This is a genomic window from Prosthecobacter sp. (genome assembly GCF_044222565.1).
Lineage (GTDB): Bacteria > Verrucomicrobiota > Verrucomicrobiia > Verrucomicrobiales > Verrucomicrobiaceae > Prosthecobacter.
This window is the reverse complement of record NZ_JBGANA010000007.1, coordinates 242,433-258,763: the sequence shown is the minus strand read 5'-3', so window position 1 is coordinate 258,763 and position 16,331 is coordinate 242,433. Positions and strand designations below refer to the sequence as shown.

Below are 16,331 nucleotides of genomic sequence, written 5' to 3'. Positions count from 1 at the left end.
CATCAATCCCTCTATTTTTGAATAATAGATTGATTTCCACTCATCGAATATCACCCGTATTTCCGAGTCAATCCAACCGCGCAAAACGCCATAAAGATGACGCTAAAGATCCAGTCATCAGCCGAGTATCTTCTTCACCACATTTCCATGCACGTCGGTCAGACGAAAATCACGTCCCTGAAATCTGAAAGTAAGTCGCGTGTGGTCCACCCCGAGCAGATGCAGGATTGTGGCGTTTAAATCGTGCACATGCACCGGGTCGGAGACGATGTTATAGCAGAACTCATCCGTGCTTCCAAGGGATGTCCCGGCCTTGATGCCCGCACCGGCCAGAAAAGTGGTGAAGCAGCGAGGATGATGATCCCGGCCATAGTTGGTTTCAGTGAGAGTTCCCTGTGAATAGACGGTGCGGCCAAATTCCCCCCCCCACACGATGAGCGTGTCATCCAGCAGACCTCGCTGCTTCAAATCCTTGATCAGTGCTGCGGTGGGCTGGTCGGTGTCATGACACTGCCCCTGAATGGCTTTGGGCAGGTTTGAATGCTGGTCCCACCCCATGTGGAAGAGCTGGATGCAGCGCACGTCACGTTCAGCCAGGCGGCGGGCCAGCAGACAGTTGGCGGCATAAGTTCCCGGTGTTTTTACTTCAGGACCATACATGTCCAGTGTGTGCTGGGATTCGTCAGAAATGTTCACCAGATCAGGCACACTGGTCTGCATTCGAAACGCCATCTCGTACTGACCGATGCGTGTCTGGATCTCAGGATCACCAAACCGGTCATAATCCCGATGGTTCAAGGCCGCCAGTTCATCAAGCTGCCCGCGCCGCAGCGCACGATCCAGTCCCACAGGATTGGAAAGAAACAGCACCGGGTCCCCTTTGTTTCGAAACTTCACGCCTTGATGCAGCGTCGGCAGAAAGCCGCTGCCCCAGAGGCGGTCATACAGTGGCTGGTCATCTTTCCGCCCAGTTCCGAATGAGGTCAGCACCACATAGGCTGGCAGATCCTGATTTGTACTTCCGAGACCATAGCTGAGCCACGCGCCGATGCTCGGCCGCCCGGCCAGCTGGGAACCCGTCTGGCAGAACGTGATCGCCGGATCATGATTGATGACTTCGGTATGCATTGACTTGATGAAGCACAAGTCATCCGCCACACCCGCGAGGTGAGGCATCAGCTCGCTGATCCAGGCCGCGCTTTGGCCATGCTGCTTGAACGAAAAAATGGAGGGAGCCACGGGGAAGGTTTTCTGTCCTGCCGTCATGCCAGTCAGACGCTGCCCCTGCCGGATCGAAGCCGGCAGGTCCTCCCCGCGTCGCTTTTCGAGTTCTGGTTTTGGGTCAAACAAATCCATCTGAGACGGAGCACCTGACTGAAACAAATAGATCACCCGTTTGGCGCGTGCTGGATGATTTTGCATCTGTCCTGGTATTGCCGCACCCGCGGCCCTGCCAGGGGCGGCCAGGAGCGAGGCCAGCGCGGCAGAGCTCAAGGCGCGGGCGCTTTGTCCCAGAAACATGCGCCGGTTGATCTGATCTCGCAGTTGAATGGAGTCTTTCATGGTATGTCTGTTGAAGTGGACGCAGGGTTGATTTCAATCACGTGTGACGACTCGATCCAAGTTCAGGAGCACCGCAGCGGTGGCAGCCATGGCTGCAGCCTCCGGCGAGCCATGGTCGCTGTTGCTTCCACCGAAGGATAGGAATGCAGCCGCCTCTGCCGGATGCTCTTTGAAATGCCTCAATCTCTGGCGATGAGCTGCGGCCATGAGCTCAAGGTCTTCTTTCACGATCGTATGGCAGGTGGCTTTGCGGTAGCCATAGGCGATCTGATCCTCCATCTGGCCGCACTGCTTTTGCATCAAGGCACCAAGCGCACAAGCCGCCTCCACGTGCGAGACTTCATTCAGAAGCGCCAGAGCTTGCAGAGGTGTGTCGGTGCGGCTCCGCTTCACCACGCAGGTTTCCCGGGACGGCGCGTCAAACAGCAGCATTGAAGGAGGGGCCGCAGTACGTTTCCAGATGGTGTAAAGGCTGCGCCGGTGCGCGCCCGGACCTTTGTCCATCGTGTAGTTGAGGAGGTTTCCGTACTTGCTCGTCTCGTCCCACACCCCCGCTGGCATATAAGGCCTGACACTGGGCCCGCCCACTTCACCCACCAGCAGTTCCGCCACATGCAATGCTTGGTCACGCACCGATTCGCCATCAAGGCGGAAACGCGGCCCGCGTGCCAGCAGACGGTTTTCTGGATCGGCCAGAATGGCTTCCGGGCTCAGCTTTGATGACTGCCGGTACGTGCGGCTCATGACCAGCATCTTTTGAAATGCTTTCATGTCCCATTTCATGCTCATGAATTCACACGCCAGCCAGTCCAGCAGTTCGGGATGCACGGGCCACTCCGATTGCGATCCCAGGTTCTCCGTCGTCTTGCACAGCCCGATGCCAAAGAACTTCTCCCAGGTGCGATTCACCCACACACGGGCGGTCAAAGGGTTCGCGGCATCTGTGATCCACTGCGCGAGGCCGAGCCTGTTCTTCGGCGCGGACGGTGGCATGGGTGGCAGAAAGGCTGGCGTGGCCATCTCCGCCTTGTCCCGTGGTTTGTCATACTCGCCACGCTCCAGCACGAAGGCATCACGCGGCCGGGGCATTTCCTGCATCACCATGACGTCCACCAGCCCTTTGCGAAAAGTTTCCACGGCGTTCCTGGCGGCCTTCAGCAGATCATCTGCAGCAGTGACAGGATTGGCCACATGAGTCAGATAATACGATTCAATCGCCTCTCTCTGCACCTTGCTGCGGCGTGCGGGCGCCAGCCTCATGGCCGCCACCAGCGCCTCACGTTCCTGCTCCTCCGTCAGGGTCAGCTCGCCCCGCCTCAGGCTTGACACCCCCAACCGAAAGCAACCGATGCTCTGCCCAGGCAGCGCCGACTGCCCTAGCGTGATCACCATGCGCGCGCCCGCGGGCAGCGGCTTTTCAAACACCAGCATCGCCCGCTGGGGCTTCCGATCTCCCGCCGGCACATTCCAGCCCTTTCGAATCTTTTTTATCCTTTCACCTGAGGCCAGCAGACCGGCATCCCAACCTTTCGCAGACGCCCCCGCCACCACTCTCGCAATGGGCGCCTGCATGGGATTGCCCGCATCGTCAGTGATCACATCCACACCGATGTTGTCGAGCACAAAGGCTCCCTTCGGCCCACGGCCCGGTCCGCCCGCGGGCAGGCTGGCATCTGGAAGACACTCGATCAGCAGGCCTGTGGTCTCAACCTCTGGCAGCTGGCCTTTGATCACATAGGTGTCACCTCGCGACACCTTGCCACTGACGAGATAACTGCCATCCGCACGTTGGCTCAATGTCGCACCGCCCTGGGATTCGACCGAATCGGCATCAAACCGTTTCCACACTTGGATGGCCTGCATTTTTTCAGGCGTCACCTTCGCTTCCCATTTTGAAACCAGCTGGCCAAGGGACTGGCGAGCCCTGGCCAGGTCGGCTTCGGCGTTTTTCACCGCAGCTTCCAATGCGGCCAGCTTCTGGCCCTGCTCAGGTGTCGTCACCTCCACCACAGGCGTGATGTTGCCGCTGCGCGTTTTCGACTTGTCGTCAAAGGTTCCTGTCTCAGGAACGTTGTTGAAGAATGCGAGGAACGAATAGAAGTCCTTCTGCCGGATCGGGTCATACTTGTGGTCATGGCAGCGGCAGCAGTTAAACGTCAGTCCAAGCCACGTGCTGCCAACGGTCTCCAGACGGTCAATGACGGTTTCGATGCGCCATTCTTCGCCAATGATCCCGCCTTCACCATTCAGCCGATGATTACGGTTGAAGCCTGTTGCAATGATCTGACTCTGGCTGGCCTGCGGAAGCAGATCCCCGGCCAGCTGCTCGATCGTAAACTGGTCAAACGGCATGTTGTGATTGAATGCCTGGATCACCCAGTCACGCCACGGCCACATCTGCCTGCTGCTGTCCGACTGAAATCCATGGCTGTCTGCGTAGCGCGCAAAATCCAGCCACTGCATGGCCATGCGCTCCCCGTAGTGGTCCGAAGCCAGCAAACGATCCACCACTTTTTCATAGGCGTCCGGCGAACTGTCTTTTTCAAACCTCTCGATCTCACTGAGCTCAGGAGGCAGCCCCGTCAGATCCAGCGAAACCCGGCGGATCAAGGTCGCACGGTCCGCTTCCTCGGAAGGTTTCATCCCCGCCTTGTCCAGTCGCGCGCGGATAAAAGCGTCCACTCCGTTTTCAATTTTTTCAGAGCTTTTGACCGCTGGCACCGCAGGCTTCACAAGCGGGGTAAACGCCCAGTGTCCCTGATACACCGCCCCTTCCTGAATCCAGGCCTTCAGAGTCTCCTTCTGTTTCGCGGTCAGCGGCTTGTGCAGCTTTTGCGGTGGCATCAAATCACTGTCGTCATCCGTCAGAACACGACGGATCAGCTCGCTCTCGTCTGGCTTGCCCGGAACAATGGCAGTCTCGCCTGATTTCGCAGGCTTCAGGGCCTCTTCACGCACATCCAGCCGCAGGCCTCCTTTGCGTTCTCCCGCATCTGGGCCATGGCAGTGAAAGCAGGTGTCGGATAGAATGGGCCGCACATCACGATTAAACTCCACTCCGGCCACGGCCGACAAAGGCATCCATGTGGCAGCCACCATCAGGTGAAGGGCTGCGGCTGAGAATGATTGAACGCATTTCATAAATCAAGAAGCAGTCGTTAGCTGGCGGAGGTCGCGGTCAAATGCCCGACGGTGATGCTGTCCATTCCTCGCTCGAAGCGCCGCATTCTCTCCGCGTGCCCGCCTGCATGGCCTTCGTCCTGGACGGCTTTGCCGCTGCCGCTCCGGCTGCCCATTTTGCGGATGAGCTTCCCCCGTACATCGAGTTCAAAACGATGAATGGCACTGAGGACGAAATCTGCGATGTCGAGACTGGGGGTCGCGACAAGGGGCGTGAGATCCATGGCATAGGCTACCGTGGTGGTCTCGTCGATGCTGTGAGCATCCAAAAAAGTGGCATTGGCGTGCTGCCTCCCGGTGACAGCGAGATCGTAGCGTTTGCCGCCCGCAATCTGGGAGTCAAAAAGGCTGTTGAGAGCCGCCGCGAGGTTGGCGTTGCCGGAGAGATTGAGCAGGACTTTCTCCTCATCGGGCATCCAGTCGAGGTTGCGCCACACCTCGCAGCCATACACCGCTTTCGGTCGTTTCTCAGCTGGCAGTGCACGCATGGCATCCAGGGCCGCAATGACCACGCCGATGTGGGTTTCATGCTTGTCCGCCGGATTGTGGGTATACACCACCTCCGGCTGCGTGTGCTCCAGAATGGTCAGCAGATCATCCTGCAGGCTCCTGTCACTGGAAGACTTCACGCTGCTGCTGGGATGCCCCAGCTGGATCATCGCGGCATAGCCGCCGACCATGGCCGCGGCGTTCTGCTCCTCGACACGCACCGCCTGCATCTGCTCGTCAGTGTAGTCCGCGTAGCGCCCTGCACGTGCGCTGCCGGCCCCGTCCGTGCACGTCACTCCCGCAAACCAGCGGTCCGTCCTTCGGTAGCAGTTGAGGATGCCATGGAAGGCCATGAACTCCAGATCATCCTGATGAGCGCCGATCCCAAGATGAGTGACTCGGCCCATCGCCTCTGCCTCAGGTACACGGTCTGGAATAAAAATCTGCGCTTTGGGATGATGCAGCTTCAGGCCGGAGGAAACTGGTGAACTCATCAATGGAAGGCTGGCTGTCATGTTTTGGAATGGTGGGAGGGCTCGTCGCCTGGCAGTTATTTCAGGACCGGGGTCAGGACCATGTTGCGGTAATCAATGTCGCTGTGGTCTCCTTGCAGCATGATCGGCCCGGGCTTGGTCACATCCCAGGTCAAGGCACCGCCCGTGCATCCCAGCGCAGGCTCGTTGTCAATCAGCGTCTGACCATTCAGCACCACGGTCACATGCTGGTCGACAAGGGTGATTTCCAGCGTCTGCCACTCACCCACGGCCTTTTCAGCATCAATGGCGGGAGTGAGGCGGCTGTAGAGAGCTCCCATGTTATGGGAGTCCAGCGGCTTCCCATGGCTGTCGATGATCTGAATTTCATACACGCCGCGCAAATAGATGCCGCTGTTGCTTTTGGGCAGCGTTCGGACCTCCGTGACAAGTCGGAAATCTTCAAAGACTTCCGCCGTCCGCAGGTTGGCACCGCGCACGCCCTTTTCGTGCACCACTCGATTCGAGAGCACGCCCTCGTTCACCGACCAAAACTTCGGCTCCACTCCATTGGAGGATTGCCATCCACTCATTCCTTCCTTTGCGATCAGGGAGACAGGACTGCCGAACTTCACCTGGCTGAGGTCGGGTTTGGCTGGCAACGGTGGCTGCCGATGGGCGATGAATTCACCCGTCTCTCCCGGGCTGCCATCTTCCTTCGTGAAGGAGCTTCGAACCACAAGATCATCGCCTTGCTGTGTCGCCACGAGCTTGTGCCGTGTGCTGCCCAGCTTGGTCTTCATCTCACGCTCCAGGATCAGGGTATCGCCCTCCATTTTGACTGACTCCACTGGTGTCACACTGCCACTGGCCCACAGCAGCTTGGCCGCCAGACCCTTCTCATCTTGCTCGATGCCCAGCCAGCCCGCGCGTTGGTTCGGTGTGAAGAAGCCCCAGCTTCCGACCATGGGATTGCTGGCTGCGCACCAGGAGACTGAAAGCAATGCCTGGGCTGCGAAACTAACGAGGAGAGTCTTTTTGAGGGAATGAATCATGGGCGGTGGATGTGTGTCCCTGAGCCAATGTCTCCACGATGATTACCGTTGCGAAAATCCTTCACCAACAGCGCAGATCATCCGCCTGGGCTGCTGGCTGCCAGTTACATCATGACAAGAAAGAAAATAACAACCGAAGTGAACGGCAGGACATTCGGCAGGGCTGCTTTCAATCATGCCGTCTCATTCCATTACTCCCCCCATTCTCGGACTCTTGCTCTGCACCTCCGGCCTGAAGGCATCGGACGTCGAGGTACAAGCCAGCATAGTCATCTATGGAGAAGGGTGGAGTGCACCCTGTCTCGAAAGTGCAGGCTTTCCCGCCTAGTTTCGCCATCTGCGCATTCGCAAACATCCCTGAGTACTTTTTCCCACCCTCATGAATTTGAAGTCCTCCTTGGTATCCAGCACGCTGGCTTTGATTGGCCTTATCCCCGCTTCACTCTGCCGTGCCGAGATTTCATTCAGTCGCGACATTCGCCCCATCCTGTCCGAGAACTGCATCTCCTGTCATGGGCCTGATGACAAGGGCAGAAAAGGCGGGCTGAGGCTCGATCTTGAGTCTCATGCAAAAGCTTCCCACGAAGGCTCTGTGGCTGTAAACCCGGGAAACCCTGGTCAAAGCACGCTCATCCAACGCATCGAAAGCACCGATCCCGATGAGAAGATGCCGCCACTCAAGCTGCACAAAACCATTCCCCAGCAGCAGGTGGCTCTGCTGAAGGAATGGATTTTGCAGGGAGCACCATGGGGTGGGCACTGGGCTTATGAACCTGTGAAGCGCCCGCCGGTGCCGCTGAACAATGGCGGCACCCCCATTGACGCATTTCTGGCTTCACGCCTGCAGAGGGAGAATCTCACTTTCTCTCCACAGGCAGACAAGACCGTGCTCATCCGCCGCCTGTCACTCGATATCACCGGCCTGCCGCCCACACTGCGGGAACTGGCTCAGCTTCTCCCGCTGCCGCATGACAAAATTGTGGCCTACTATCTTGCCAAACCTGCCTACGGTGAGCATTGGGCTCGTCAGTGGCTCGATCTTGCACGCTACGCAGACAGTGCAGGCTATCCCAGCGATCCGCCCCGTGAGATCTGGAGTTATCGTGACTGGGTGGTTCGTGCGCTGAACACGAACATGGGTTTTGACCAGTTCACCATTGAGCAAATCGCAGGAGACCTGCTGCCAAATCCCACCAAGGATCAGCTCATCGCCACTGCGTTTCATCGCAACACAATGACCAACAACGAAGGCGGCACCAATGACGAGGAGTTTCGCGTCGCTGCGGTGATAGACAGGGTGAACACCACCTTTGCTGTCTGGATGGGCACCACCATGGCCTGCGCCCAATGTCACACTCACAAATACGACCCCATCACCATCAACGAATACTACCAGGCCTACGCCTTCTTCAATCAAAGCGCGGATGCAGATAAGAAGGACGAATCCCCTGTGCTGGAACTCATCCCGCCAGACATCAAAACGCTGCGGGAAGCCTTGAAGAAGAAAAAAGCCGCACTGGAGTCTGCCTTTGCCCGGCCAAAGCCTCAATACCTCGCCGGGCTGGAGCAATGGTTGAAGTCCGGGCAGAAAGTCGACCCCGAAAAATTCCCGGCGATCAAAAAGGCGCTCGCCATCCCTTCACACGAACGCAGTCCGGATCAGGAGTCCATCATTCGGCGGCATTACGCACTGCGTGTGTCCGAGGCAGCCAGAGAAATACGCGCACAACTCGAGTCGCTGGAAGCACAGCTCAATGCCACCAAGCCCACGACAGTGCCGGTGATGATGGATCTGGCCGGAGAAAAGCGCCGCAAGACACAGGTGCAGCTGCGTGGCAACTGGCAGGCCCTGGGAGATGAGGTGCAGGAGGGTGTTCCTGCTGTGTTCCCCGCCCTGCCGCCTGACGCACCACGCAACCGTCTTGGCCTCGCCCGCTGGCTGGTGAGCAAGGACAATCCGATGACCGCACGAGTCGCTGTCAACCGCATGTGGGAAGCCGTCTTTGGCATCGGTATTGTCCGCACCAGCGAAGAGTTCGGCAGCCAGGGGGAGATGCCGCTCCACCCTGAGTTGCTCGACTGGCTGGCGGCAGAGTTCATGGAGAGCAACTGGGATGTGAAGCACATGCTCACGCTGATCTTCAATTCCCGCGCCTACCGCCAGGACTCCCGCAGCACACCAGCACTTGATGAACGCGATCCCGAAAACCGCCTTCTCACCCGCGGGCCGCGCTTTCGCCCTGGAGCAGAGGTCCTGCGGGACCAGGCTCTTTTAGTCAGCGGTCTGCTCAATTTAAAGATGGGTGGCATCCCGGTGCGCCCCCTCGCTCCTAAAACCGGCCTGGGCGTCGCCTTCGGTGGCCAAGGCAGCGACTGGCAGATCAGTGAGGGCGGGGATCAGCACCGCCGCAGCATCTACACCGACACACGCCGCAACAGCCCTTATGCCAGCTTCTCCATCTTCGACGCACCGAGCCGCGAGGTCTGCACCCTTCGGCGTGGCCGCTCCAACACGCCCCTTCAGGCCTTCGTCACGCTCAATGACCCGGTGTTTGTCGAAGCTGCCCAGTCGCTGGCCCGCCGTCTGGTCGCGGAAAGCGGCGACACAGCTTCACGCCTCCACCTTGCCTGGAAACTTTGCCTGACTCGCGAGCCAGATGCGCAAGACACTCGCACCCTCAGTTCGGTCTATGAAGAAGCCCTCGCTCTCTACCGCAGCAACCCCGCGCTCGCATCCCAGATCACTGCCGATCCCCATCACCGCGGCTACAAGGCCAGCTTCGCCGCATGGACTGCCGTCGCCAATGTCCTGATGAATCTGGATGAGTTCATCATGCGCCTTTGATTTCCCCCATTTCCCCCATGAACTCCCCTTTTCACGAATCCCTCAAAGCACAGACACGTCGCCATTTCTTGGGCAGCACCGGCCAGTTCAGCCTGGGCGCCCTGGCCTTGCAGGCTTTGGAGCTTGGTGCTGCAAAGGCCACAGCGGAGACCAGCTCTGGGGCACACCCGCCACACCAGCCAGCCAAAGCCCGCAGGGTCATCTACCTTCACATGTCAGGCGGACCGCCGAACCTTGACATCTTCGACTACAAGCCGGAGCTCGTAAAACGCAGCGGCCAGCCCTGTCCGGATTCATTTCTTAAAGGCCGCCAGTTCGCGTTTACATCCGGAGTCCCCTCTCTGCTGGGCACCCCGCGCACCTTCTCCCAGCACGGCAGCGCTGGCATGTGGATGAGTGATGCCGTGCCCCACTTTCACAGCATCGCAGATGACATCACTCTCGTGCGCTCCATGCACACGGATCAGTTCAATCACGCCCCGGCCGAGCTTCTCCTCTTCACCGGCCATGCACGCCAGGGCCGCCCATCCATGGGTTCCTGGGCCACCTACGGACTCGGCACTGAGAACCAGGATCTGCCAGCCTTTGTCGCGCTCATTTCCAGCGGCACTCAGCCCAGCGGCGGCCAGAATCTCTGGGGCAGCGGTTTCATGCCCTCCGTGTTTCAGGGCGTGCAGTGCCGCGGCAAAGGCGACCCTGTGCTCTTTGCCGGCAATCCCTCCGGCATCACCAGCGCTCTGCGCCGCAGCCAGCTGAATGCCATGGAGGAAATCAACCACCGCCAGTGGGAACGGCAGAGGCATCCCGAAACCCTCACCCGCATCGCCCAGTACGAACTCGCCTACCGCATGCAAACGAGCGTACCTGAGGTGATGGACATCAGCAAAGAGCCACGCTCCATGCTCGATGCCTACGGCGCCAGACCCGGCGAATCCAGCTTTGCCAACAACTGCCTTCTCGCGCGGCGTCTGGTCGAGAATGGTGTGCGCTTCGTCCACCTGTTTGACTGGGGCTGGGACTTCCACGGCACCAATCCGCGTGAAGACATCCGTGCCGGCCTGAGCACCAAGATGGCCGCCACTGACAAACCCGCCGCAGCTCTGATCCGCGACCTCAAACAGCGCGGCCTGCTGGAGGACACCCTCGTCGTCTTGGGCGGTGAATTTGGCCGCACCCCTTTCAGAGAGGGGCGCACGGCAAAGAGCCCGGTCCTCGGCCGCGACCACTATCCCGACTGCTTCTCTCTCATGCTCGCAGGCGGCGGCGTGAAGTCAGGTTTTGACTACGGCAGCACGGATGAGCTGGGCTTTTCAGGCGTGGAAAACAAAGTCCACATCCACGATCTCCAGGCCACCATCATGCATCTGCTGGGCCTCGATCACGAGCGTCTCATCTACCGCTTCCAAGGCCGTGACTACCGTCTCACCGATGTTCATGGCCATGTGGTCAAGGACATCCTCGCATGAGCCCCGCTCATCCGCAGGGCGATGTGACAAGTCATTCGAGAGCTGGATTACTTGTACATCATCATGTAGGCAGCCAGGTCCGCCACATCCTGCGCAGTCAGACCCATCTCCTCCGCCGAGAGCATGAGTGAGCGGTTCATCGGCGCGGTGCGGCGAAACAACATCGAACGGGGAATCATCTGCGTCAGGCCGCCCATCGAGCGCACCGTCAGAGGATCGCCGGCACTGATGAGGATGCCTTCCACCTTGCGCCCATCGTTGAGCGGCACTGTCTGCCCTTCGAATCCCAGCGCCACGGTATCAGATGGATTCACCACGGCTTTGATGAAGTTTTCCACCCCCTGCTGGGCAGCCCAGCCTTTGAGATCCGGACCATACTCGGCGCCATTGCCCTGGATGCGATGGCACATCGTGCATCGGTTTGCGATCATCTGCCCCTTGACCGCATCGCCTTTCAAACGTGCGATTTCACCGGCTGGCGGGAGCAGGCTCTCACGTGCCTTCGGCGGCATCACCACCTCCTGGATGACGACCTTCTCCGGATCATAGAGTCCTTCGTCTTTGAGGACTTTACGTCCTCCAAAGCCTTCCCATTCATCGGTCGCTCGGATCAGCAGCCATGCGGTGGCCAGCTCGGCGATCGCCGGTTCTGCTTTTCGCAGACGGACCATGGCATCCATGGCAGATTGAGTTTGGGTGAAAGCAAGGCTGTCCACAGCGAGCTTGCGGTCCTCAAAGGAAAGCGCAGTCGCATCGGCACGGGCGAGCAACGCAGGCACGGCCTCCACCGGCTGCAGCCGCCAGGTGATTCGCGCAAAGGCGGGAGACCATGACAGCTCTTTTGTTTGATCCAGTTCTTTGCGCAAAGCCGCCCAAACAGCCGACTCAACACCTTCTGCGGCGAGACCACAGGCTTCAAGATACACACGGTCCCTGCCATCATAGCGGCGAAGCAGTTCGACGACGAGTGTCTGCTTCAATGCTGCTGGCATGTCACGCAGCATCACCGCCGCTTCCCGGCGCACAGCAGGGCTGTCATCTCGTGTCACTTTTTGCCAGAGTTCGGTATTATCAGCCTTGGCCAGGCCTGCATTGCGCAGCACTCGCAGAGCCAGGATGCGCTGATCTGCGTCCTCGCTGTTCAACTTGTCTTTGATCCAGTCCACACCCGTGGCACCACGCCATGGCTGCAGCCACGCTGCGCGATTGCGAATCCAGGGATTCTCATGCTGCGCCAGCTTCTCGATGGCTTGAATGGCTGCACCGTCCCCCTTTTGCATCATGGCTTTGAGAGCGACAAGACCGTCATGCCGCACATTGGGAGCAGGACTCACCAGCAGGCGCACGGCTTGTTCAGCCGCAAGCTCAGTGCCGGGCGGGATGCCGGCAGTGTCGATGGAGGGACGGAACCCTTTGGTCGCTATCCTGTAAATGCTTCCTGAAAAGGCATCATCGCGGGTCCCATGTCCGCCCACACCCTCGTCAAACCAGTCTGCCACATACAGCGCACCATCCGCTCCCACCATCACATCACTGGGTCGAAAGAGCGTCTTGCCGGCTGCCTTGAAGAAATCAAAACGTTCCAACTTTTTGCCAGCCCCATCAGGCTTGGGATAATAGCCAAACACCACCTGTCTACGCGCCTCAGCGCTGAGGTAAAGTCCGCGGTATTTGTCTGGCAGGGCACCATTCTCGTAAAAGGTGACTCCAGTGGGAGAGCCCGCACCATAGACATCGCCCGGAGGCAGGGTGCCGGGATCTTCCTGACGCCACTCAGCCACCGGGACGGTCTGTCCACGGCGGCGGTCGGCCTCCCAGGTGTGCATGCCGCTTCGGGAGAAGAATCCCAAAAAACCGCCCTCCATCAGCCACGTGTTTCGGCACGCAGGCGGGTCGTCATTGTCGCTCTGGTAAACATCTCCCAATGAATTGACGCATTGCTCATAGCTGTTTCGGAAGCCATGCCCGATCATCCGCAGCCCTGTGCCATCCGGGTTCATGCTCGCGGCGAATCCGCCTGTCCAGATGCGTCCGTCATCGCTCCTGGCACCTGCGAGTTTTTGCCCTTCATGGTAAGGCCCGCCGACACGGTAGCGCACGCCCTCACGCGTGGTGAAATCCGCCCCCGTGTTGCCCTGGTTGAAATAATACCTGCCGTCAGGTCCGGCGACGACAGCATGCAGACTGTGATCGTGATTGTTCCCCAAAAAGCCGCTCAGCAGGTTCTCACGCTTGTCCTTCGTGGGATCAAAACGGAGATCACCATCCACGTCGGTATAGACGATCAAATGAGGAGGCTGCGAAACCACAATGCGGTTTCCCAGCACCGCGATGCCGAGCGGTGTGACCAGTTCAGGATCCTGCACAAACACATGCGAATGGTCGGCTTTGCCGTCCTTGTCCGCGTCTTCCAGCACCACAATGCGATCCCCCTCGGGCCGGCGGTTCTTTTTCTTTCGGTAGTTCACGCCCTCAGCCACCCAAATGCGTCCTTCACGGTCAGTATCCATGTTTGTTGGATTGAAGAACATGGGAGAAGTGGCCCACAGGGTCACCTCCAGGTCTTCCGGCACCGTGAAAGCCGTGGGAGGGACCACGCGAGGTGCATCACCAGCTTCGTTGTTGGGGGGGCTTTTCTCCGCATCGGCAGGTGCTGCCTTTGGCACTTCCGGCATTGCTGCCTTCGCAGCTTCTGGTGCTGCGGCTTTCGCTTTTTCTTTCCCTGCTTTTCCACGGTTTTCCTGCCGTGCTTTCCAGGCTGCGGCATGCTCTTCCGCAGTTGGTACGGGCGAATGCTTGAGCTTGCCAAGATCCGTTTCTGTCGGCAGCGCGAGATTCGCAGCGCGGCCCTTGTCATCGAGATTCGCATTGAGATCTTCGACTGTGATCGGATCTGATTTCACCCCGCCTTCGGGCACCTCCATGCCTGCCACCCAGACTATGGCATTCAGCACCAGCTTCCGGTAGTCATCCAAAGCCCAGTTCTTGTGGTAGTGCCCGCCGGTAAAGCCGGCACCGCGCCCACCATCCTCCCTCTGTGTACCCCATAGCAGCGTCTGCTTTTGATTCAGCCCTTCATAGCCGGCCTGAGTCCAGAGATTGTTCACCATCACGATGTTCTCCCGTGTAGGTGTGGCGGTCGCCAGATCCAGCACACCATTCTTTTCCGGGCGAAAACGCATGTTGTAGTAAAACTCATCGTAGGCTCTCACCGGTCCCTGGATGCCACGTGATACCGGGTGCGCAGGCAGTGGCTCCAGGTCTGCGATCCAGAAGGGGTTCACGGAGAATCCCGATTCAAAAGCAGCGCCGGTCCATGGGCGGTAATACTTCTCTCCCACCTGCGCGCTGGGATGCACGGCATAGTGCAGAAACATCACGCCCCGGCCTTCTTTGGCGAGCTTGTCGACTTCATCCAGGTGGCTCCCGATGCTTTTGGTGGCGCTGTCGAAGACAATGATGGCAGCAGCCGCTTTCAGCACAGTTGCGTCTTCCGGCCAGCCCGAAATGACTTCGGCTTTCACGCGCAGTCCGCTCTGTTCATTCAAGGCTCTGGCCAGCAGCAGACTACCGGCGCGGTACTCATGCTCTCCCGGCCCATGGCTAGGCCCTCCGGCGATGAAGACGATGCGTTTCTCGGCATCCTCAGCAGCAGCACTCTGGAAAAGTGCGCCACAAAAAAAACCTGCCAGAACCATGCTTTTCCAAAGGTGGTCGATGCTTGTTTTCATAAGGTCGTTATTTTGAATTGGTGCCACGCACGCGGGCCGCCGGCTGCATTTCCAAATCGAGTCGCGCGCGCATTTCCTCGAGTTTGCCGTGTCTTGTTTCCTCACGGGCAAGGTTGCGCCATTCGTGGGGATCATTGCTCAGGTCGTACAGTTCCTCGTCTCCACCGCTGTATCGAATGTACCGCCAGTCCCGCGTGCTGAGCGCCAGGTTGTCAGGATCAAAGGTGGTCACCACGGCACGATCTTCCGTGAAGTCAGGTTTGTTCAGCCATGGCACCAGTGAAACGCCGCTGAGCCCATCCTTCGGGGGCAGCCCGCAGAGCTCGATCAATGTCGGATACAGGTCAAGAAGGCTGGCAGGTTCCATGCACACGCGCCCACGCGTGGCACTCTGCGACCGCGGTGGCACCATGATGAGCGGCACGCGTGTGGACTGCCGCCAGCCGGTCCATTTGCCCCAGTGCTGTTTTTCCCCCAGCTGCCAGCCGTGATCACTCCAGAGGATGATCCACGTATTGTCAGCCGTTCCTGACTCTTCAAGCTGCTTGATGAGACGACCGATCTGCCGGTCCACAAAAGTGATGCATGCCAGGTAGGCACGCACCGCCTGCCTCCATTGGTCATGCTTCACCACATGAGCATGCGTACCGGCCGTGAGCGCCTCCAGGGCAATGCTCTTCGCCTGCTTCCCAAGATCCGACAAATCGTCTTCGATCACAGCAGGCAGCTCAATCTTCTCCACGGGCGGCAACCGGTCAAAATCCTGCTTCGGCGCGAACAGTGGAATATGGGGCCGGTAATATCCAACGCCCATGAACCACGGCTGCGCTCCTCCGGTTTGCAGCCTCTCCATCACCCACGTGGTGATCCGGGCATCACCCATTTCTTCATCTGCCACATCGGCAGGCCCCCAGTCAAAGGAGTCTCCTTCCGGAACATCCAGATGGCGTTCACTGACCAGCCCATGCAAAGGCAGAACCCAGTCGCGGTGACCAGGCCCGTTCTTCAGCACATGGCGCGGCCTGTCTGTTCCCTTGCTCGGCAGTTCTTCCGGAGTGTAGCGTGCCTGCTCCTGCGTGAAGGGACTCCAGCGCTGCTCCGTGGTGAAGTACTCATCGAAGTACCTCGTCGCATTGGCATGGTAAAGCTTGCCGGCCCCCAGCGTCTTGTAGCCCGCCGCAGAGAAATGCAGAGGCAGCTGCAGATCACTCGCAGGCGGCTTGCCCTGGGTTTCACCCCAGTTGCTGTACACTCCGGTTTTCTCTGGACGACGACCACTGAACACGGCGGTTCGGGACGCGAGGCATACTGGCGCCGCACAGTGCGCGTTGCTGAAAAGGATGCCTTGCTCCGCGAGGCGGTCCATGTTCGGCGTCAATGCCTGCGGATGCCCCTTCATGCAACCAATCCAGTCATTGAGATCATCAATGGCGATGAACAACACATTGGGCTTGCGGACACTGTCGGCCGCGAGGGCGGGCAGTGTCGCCAGACAGAACAGACCACTCATCAACAAGAAGGTTTTCATG

At 59.0% G+C, this 16,331-nt stretch carries 8 protein-coding genes; 2 read left to right on the top strand and 6 right to left on the bottom strand.

What is annotated here, in order from left to right; genetic code table 11:
* Positions 1-117: 117 nt before the first annotated feature.
* The 4 genes from ACILSR_RS12700 to ACILSR_RS12685 all read right to left on the bottom strand — a co-directional run bounded on the left by ACILSR_RS12700 (position 118) and on the right by ACILSR_RS12685 (position 6,760).
* Complete coding sequence (locus ACILSR_RS12700) at positions 118-1,563, bottom strand: DUF1501 domain-containing protein (RefSeq protein WP_395750150.1); 1,446 nt, start codon at positions 1,561-1,563, stop codon at positions 118-120.
* A gap of 33 nt (positions 1,564-1,596) precedes the next feature.
* Positions 1,597-4,644 (bottom strand): PSD1 and planctomycete cytochrome C domain-containing protein, encoded by a 3,048-nt coding sequence (locus tag ACILSR_RS12695; RefSeq protein WP_395750149.1) that lies wholly within the window; start codon positions 4,642-4,644, stop codon positions 1,597-1,599.
* Positions 4,645-4,721: 77 nt separating this feature from the next.
* Positions 4,722-5,747, bottom strand: a complete 1,026-nt coding sequence (locus tag ACILSR_RS12690; protein WP_395750148.1) for a PIG-L deacetylase family protein — start codon at positions 5,745-5,747, stop codon at positions 4,722-4,724.
* Positions 5,748-5,782: 35 nt separating this feature from the next.
* Positions 5,783-6,760 carry a DUF1080 domain-containing protein gene (locus ACILSR_RS12685; protein ID WP_395750147.1) on the bottom strand — a complete coding sequence of 326 codons (978 nt, stop codon included), beginning with the start codon at positions 6,758-6,760 and terminating at the stop codon, positions 5,783-5,785.
* A 379-nt stretch (positions 6,761-7,139) separates the two neighbouring features.
* Here ACILSR_RS12685 and ACILSR_RS12680 point away from each other — a divergent pair, with 379 nt between their 5' ends.
* Positions 7,140-9,605, top strand: coding sequence for a PSD1 and planctomycete cytochrome C domain-containing protein (locus tag ACILSR_RS12680; RefSeq protein WP_395750146.1), 2,466 nt, complete (start codon positions 7,140-7,142; stop codon positions 9,603-9,605).
* 17 nt (positions 9,606-9,622) lie between these two features.
* Positions 9,623-11,071, top strand: a complete 1,449-nt coding sequence (locus ACILSR_RS12675; protein ID WP_395750145.1) for a DUF1501 domain-containing protein — start codon at positions 9,623-9,625, stop codon at positions 11,069-11,071.
* A gap of 47 nt (positions 11,072-11,118) precedes the next feature.
* On the opposite strand, the gene ACILSR_RS12670 is transcribed toward ACILSR_RS12675, so the two are convergent.
* Both ACILSR_RS12670 and ACILSR_RS12665 read right to left on the bottom strand, forming a co-directional pair.
* Complete coding sequence (locus tag ACILSR_RS12670; RefSeq protein ID WP_395750144.1) at positions 11,119-14,802, bottom strand: PVC-type heme-binding CxxCH protein; 3,684 nt, start codon at positions 14,800-14,802, stop codon at positions 11,119-11,121.
* Between the two features lie 7 nt (positions 14,803-14,809).
* Positions 14,810-16,330 (bottom strand): sulfatase, encoded by a 1,521-nt coding sequence (locus tag ACILSR_RS12665; RefSeq protein WP_395750143.1) that lies wholly within the window; start codon positions 16,328-16,330, stop codon positions 14,810-14,812.
* Position 16,331: the final 1 nt, after the last annotated feature.

Excerpts from the sequence above, each read along its gene's own strand:
- ACILSR_RS12680 (WP_395750146.1), top strand. The coding sequence starts at position 7,140 with ATGAATTTGAAGTCCTCCTTGGTATCCAGCACGCTGGCTTTGATTGGC.
- ACILSR_RS12675 (WP_395750145.1), top strand. The coding sequence starts at position 9,623 with ATGAACTCCCCTTTTCACGAATCCCTCAAAGCACAGACACGTCGCCAT.
- ACILSR_RS12685 (WP_395750147.1), bottom strand. The coding sequence starts at position 6,760 with ATGATTCATTCCCTCAAAAAGACTCTCCTCGTTAGTTTCGCAGCCCAG.
- ACILSR_RS12690 (WP_395750148.1), bottom strand. The coding sequence starts at position 5,747 with ATGACAGCCAGCCTTCCATTGATGAGTTCACCAGTTTCCTCCGGCCTG.
- ACILSR_RS12700 (WP_395750150.1), bottom strand. The coding sequence starts at position 1,563 with ATGAAAGACTCCATTCAACTGCGAGATCAGATCAACCGGCGCATGTTT.
- ACILSR_RS12670 (WP_395750144.1), bottom strand. The coding sequence starts at position 14,802 with ATGAAAACAAGCATCGACCACCTTTGGAAAAGCATGGTTCTGGCAGGT.
- ACILSR_RS12695 (WP_395750149.1), bottom strand. The coding sequence starts at position 4,644 with ATGCCTTTGTCGGCCGTGGCCGGAGTGGAGTTTAATCGTGATGTGCGG.
- ACILSR_RS12665 (WP_395750143.1), bottom strand. The coding sequence starts at position 16,330 with ATGAAAACCTTCTTGTTGATGAGTGGTCTGTTCTGTCTGGCGACACTG.